Below are 4,426 nucleotides of genomic sequence, written 5' to 3'. Positions count from 1 at the left end.
GCTCTAGGTGTAAAATAAAATCATTGATAATATAACGTGCCTATGAGGGCTTCTGGATGGGTCTCCGCGAGGGGGCTTTTCTTCTGGCTCTAGGTGTACAATAACCTATTGATAATATAACGTGCCTATGAGGGCTTCCGGGATGGGTTGGTGGCGGGTTGTCTCTTGAGTCTGTTCTTCTCGAATACGGGGCTTCCGAGGTGTCGGCCATGGAAGTCTACTCGGACATCTTCCAGCTCGGCGATGGCTTCATCCAGACGGAGGGCGAGCCGGGCGGGCTGCACAAGGCCAACCCGATAATCCTTGGCTCGTTCGGCGGGCATTACGACAGCGACGGGAAGCTCGTCGGAGACAGGAGACGCCGCCGAATCCTGTTCGAGGACACGTTCGAGGAGACCCTTGCCGAGTTCCGCGATGCGAACTGGGCGATAACGAACGGTCTCACCTACTGGGGCAGGGCGAACACCGCCGACGCGCAGAGCAAGATGTGCGCCATGATTTTCGACCTCGACGGGCAGGATGACGGCACGCTCACGGCCTTCCTGTACAACTGCCGAAGCGACTACCCCGTTTATCCCGAGCCGAACTACATCATCCTGAGCGGCCACAACGTTCATCTGTACTACGTCCTCGAGGAACCCGCCGACCTATACCCGAACACCAAGAGCCTGCTGAAGGACATGAAGTACCACCTGACCGACAGGATGTGGAACAAGCATACGTCGAGGGAATGGGAGCACCCGCAGCATCAGGGCATCAACCAAGGGTTCCGCGTCATCGGCGGCAAGACGAAGGACGGCGGCACGGTCAGGGCGTTCGCGGTCAACACGCACCCCTTCTCGCTCGAAGAGCTGAACGACTTCCTTCCCCCGGAACAGCAGGTAGACCTGTCGAAGAAGTGGAGGGAGACGAGGTACACGCTCGAACAGGCCAAGGAGAGATTCCCCGAGTGGTACGAGAAGGTCATCGTCGGCGGCGGACGCGCCGACGGCTCGTGGGATGCCAAGGAAGACCTCTACAACTGGTGGCTGCGCAAGATACGCGCGGGTGCGACGTTCAGCCATAGGTACTTCTGCCTGATGGCTCTGGCGATATACGCCGTGAAGTGCGGCATCACCGACCGCGAACGCGTCAAGGCGGACATGGATTCGCTGGTGCCGTTCCTGGATTCGGTAGACACCGAGCACCCGTTCGGCAACGACCATGAGGTCGAGAACGCTCTCGAATGCCTCGACCTGCGGTACAAGAAGTTCCCCATCAAGGACTTGGAGAGGATATCGGGAATAGCGATCCCGAAAAACAAGCGGAACGGGCTAAAGCAGAATCAGCATCTTTATCTTGCGCGCCGCCGAAAAGAGGATATGAAGGCGATTGGCGTGCCGATGAAGAACAGGGAGGGGAGACCCGACAAGCGTGACCTCGTACTGGGCTACGCGCGAGAGCATCCTGATGCCAGCCACGCCGAGGTCGCTAGGGAACTCGGCGTTTCCAGAACCACCGTCATCAAGTGGCTGAGGGACTGGAAACGCGACACCGACGGCCTGCCGGATGGCGCATGGTACGAAAACGGGCACGTTCACGTCGATATGACGGAGCCGAAAACCGGCTGATTCTTGCCTGCTTTGCATTTGGGTGATGAAATGGGCTGATACACAGGGTGATACACGTCGAGATACACAGGAGATACACGTGCCGCAGAAGATGTTCAGGCTTACAGATGAGCAAATCCGCAAGCTAAAAAATGTTTCCGAGCTGCGAGGATGTTCCCAAACTGATTTGATTCGCGGGTTCATCGATTCGCTTGACGAGGAGCCGCCTGATACACAGGGTGATACACACCGAGATACACAGGAGATACACGGTGACGAGCGGTCGAGCGGAGCCGATTCGCCAGCGCTCGCCGCCCTCATCGACCAGCTCGCCAAGAAGGACGAGCAGATAGCCAAGCTCATGGAGACGGTTGCCGACAGTACCAAGGCGGTGCAGGGCGCCCAGGCGCTCCACCACGAGACCGCCCAGACGCTCGCGCTGGAATCGGCCGAGCAGAAGCTGAGCCGATGGCAAAGGCTCAAGAGGGCTTGGAGGGGCTAGCCATGAAGTGGAACGTATCCGTGCTGCGCAGGTCGGGTGAATGCGAGCGCACCGAGGTGGCTGACTTTGAGCTTTCGGAGTTCTTCAACCGAATCGCGAGCGTCGAGGGCAAGGCGTGGGTTCTGTCGGTCGAGCGCGTCGGCGATGTGGGCGATTCCGCGCTCGTCGAGCCTGACGGCGATGAACTCGTATCGCAGCTCGGCAAGCGCCGCTGGCGCGTCATGGGAGACCCGGAGGACGGCTGGTGGGTCGAGGTCGATTCAGATGGCAACGAGCTTCCGGGTGATTGGGAGTATGACCGAAAGGGCGGGTACGTCTACTGCGCGTTCGCCTAGTCGGGCTGTCCGTCTTCTTTCTGCGGCGGCGGCACCGCAGAAAGAAGACTCTCGCGCAAGCGCTCACCGGCCAAGGCCGCTCTTCGAGTTGCAAGATTTGGGAAGTGTACGGACAAACTCCACTGTTGTGGACTTTTCCCTCACTTCCATCTTGCTCCCGAACGGCTTTAGCGGCCTTGACGGGAGAGCGCTTGCGCTTTGGAAAACCGGCAATTTAGGGTTGCCGGTTTTCAGTGGGCGGCAACCCTGCCGCTCGATTTCGCACCGTTTGCAAACGCGGCGGCGCTATTTGCAAACGGATGATTCTGGAAAAACGAGAGGTGCCGAAAGCGACATGCGGAGAAAAGAAGCACGCGTCGAGGTGCGGATGACCGAACACGAGAAGGAAGCCCTCAAGCGAAAAGCCGCCAAAAACGGCATGACGGTTTCCGAATACGCTCGCACGCTCCTTGCCAATTCCGACGATGCGACAATCAGGGTCATTGATACCGAGCCTTTGAGAAAGGCCGCGCACGAACTCGCGAAGCAGGGGACGAACCTGAACCAGTTCATGAGATTCCTGAACACGTACGGCTCGAATGCGCTCGACCATGAGGAAGCCAAGGCGGTTTTGGGAAAGGAGGTTGCGGCGTTCTCTGAAATCATGGAAGCGCTCGCGGCGCTCCGCAGGGAAGCCGACCGGAACAACGTCCATCTTAAAATCGAGGATTTCGACAATGCCGAAAACGACTGACGAGGGCAAGGAAAGGGTCGATGGGCAGGTTAGCCCATCGACCCTCAATCAAGTCTGGTCTTCTGTTTCGACCGTCGCGTCAATTCCGCCGTCGGTGAACGAGTCGGCTTAGATCCGCGCGGGCGCGGAACACGCCGCCCCGTGGTCACCGACGGCTGCATTGACCCGTCTACTCCTTGCCTTCGAGGGCTTTGACCCTGTTGGCGATTAGCGCCAGCGGTATGAGCGCCGCGCGAACCTTGTCCATGTCGTCTTCCTTCGCCGCGTCGGTCAACATGTCGAGGACTAGGCGAACCTGCTCCTGACACGTCATCCTGTCGAACTCCTCGGCGATGCCCATTGCTTCCTCGAACTCCTCGTTGTCGGTCATGTTTCTCCTCCGGTTGTCTGGTATTTCGTAACGATAATATCAGTTCGTATTACCTAAATGTGGTATTATCGTATCGTAATACGAACGATTGGAGCGCCGTGAACAAGGTCTTCGTGCTCGACCGGGTCACCGAAAGGCACCCGGACGTGAGCAAGGACGATGCGAGGTTCGCGTGGGAGCACGTCAAGCGCAGCATGCCAAGGCTCGGCACCGAGCCGCCCGAGTTCGTCGGCATCGGCCTAGACAGCCGTGGCAGGGCGATTGAGCTCGTCGTGGTGCTGAACGAGTCCACGGGCGATTGGCTCATCAAGCACGCGCAGACCCCGCCGCAGGAACGAATCAAGAGGGAACTCGGCTTCGGGAGGAGGAAGTCATGAACGACAGCGAGCTTTGCAAGATGTTCGGCACGACCGTCGAGCAGGTCGAGTCCGATTGCGAGAAGTACGAATCCGGTGATTTCTCCGGCTGGGAGTTCGGCAAGCCCATCGACGGCAGGCCGAAGGCGGCCATGAGGACCACCTCGCTCAAGTTCTCCGAGACCGAGCTGACGGCCATCGACAACGCCGCCAAGCGGCTCGGCCTGACGCGCTCGGCGTTCATCCGCAGGGCGTGCGACAACGAGATTATGGCCATAGCCTAGGCCGGTCGTAAGGGGGTCGGAGAATGGCACCGACCCCCTGTTTTTTGGGGCTGCTTGTACCAAAAAATCAGTGATAATATAGGCGGACTGTGAGGGCTTCCGGGATGGGTTCCAGAGCGAGCCTTTTCTTCTGGCTCTAGGTGTAAAATAAAATCATTGATAATATAACGTGCCTATGAGGGCTTCCGGGATGGGTTCCAGATGGAGCCTTTTCTTCTGGCTCTAGGTGTAAAATAAAATCATTGATAATATAACGT

The 4,426-nt window shown here is 58.2% G+C and carries 7 protein-coding genes; 6 read left to right on the top strand and 1 reads right to left on the bottom strand.

Translation table 11 applies throughout. From position 1 onward, the window contains the following. Positions 1-209: 209 nt before the first annotated feature. From DW112_RS09810 to DW112_RS09795, 4 genes are all read left to right on the top strand, one after another. Complete coding sequence (locus tag DW112_RS09810) at positions 210-1,610, top strand: helix-turn-helix domain-containing protein (protein WP_118328866.1); 1,401 nt, start codon at positions 210-212, stop codon at positions 1,608-1,610. A gap of 79 nt (positions 1,611-1,689) precedes the next feature. Further along, positions 1,690-2,091 carry a hypothetical protein gene (locus tag DW112_RS09805; protein ID WP_118328865.1) on the top strand — a complete coding sequence of 134 codons (402 nt, stop codon included), beginning with the start codon at positions 1,690-1,692 and terminating at the stop codon, positions 2,089-2,091. Further along, entirely contained in the window at positions 2,058-2,426 is a 369-nt protein-coding gene (locus DW112_RS09800) for a hypothetical protein (protein WP_158571752.1), read from the top strand. Before DW112_RS09805 ends, DW112_RS09800 begins: the two co-directional genes overlap by 34 nt. Positions 2,427-2,553: 127 nt before the next feature. Beyond that, positions 2,554-3,159 (top strand): hypothetical protein, encoded by a 606-nt coding sequence (locus DW112_RS09795; RefSeq protein WP_147351849.1) that lies wholly within the window; start codon positions 2,554-2,556, stop codon positions 3,157-3,159. A 169-nt stretch (positions 3,160-3,328) separates the two neighbouring features. On the opposite strand, the gene DW112_RS09790 is transcribed toward DW112_RS09795, so the two are convergent. Further along, the gene (locus DW112_RS09790) at positions 3,329-3,529 is read right to left on the bottom strand and encodes a hypothetical protein (protein ID WP_118328864.1); all 201 of its coding nucleotides are present in this window, start codon (positions 3,527-3,529) and stop codon (positions 3,329-3,331) included. A 98-nt stretch (positions 3,530-3,627) separates the two neighbouring features. Between DW112_RS09790 and DW112_RS09785 the strand changes: the two genes are divergently transcribed. Together DW112_RS09785 and DW112_RS09780 are read left to right on the top strand one after the other, a co-directional pair. Next, entirely contained in the window at positions 3,628-3,906 is a 279-nt protein-coding gene (locus tag DW112_RS09785; RefSeq protein WP_118328863.1) for a hypothetical protein, read from the top strand. Continuing rightward, positions 3,903-4,169 (top strand): CopG family transcriptional regulator, encoded by a 267-nt coding sequence (locus DW112_RS09780; RefSeq protein WP_118328862.1) that lies wholly within the window; start codon positions 3,903-3,905, stop codon positions 4,167-4,169. Before DW112_RS09785 ends, DW112_RS09780 begins: the two co-directional genes overlap by 4 nt. Positions 4,170-4,426 lie beyond the last annotated feature (257 nt).

The sequence above is a fragment of the Collinsella sp. AM09-41 genome, from assembly GCF_003473245.1.
Taxonomy (GTDB): domain Bacteria; phylum Actinomycetota; class Coriobacteriia; order Coriobacteriales; family Coriobacteriaceae; genus Collinsella.
This window is presented reverse-complemented; position numbering and strand designations above follow the sequence as displayed.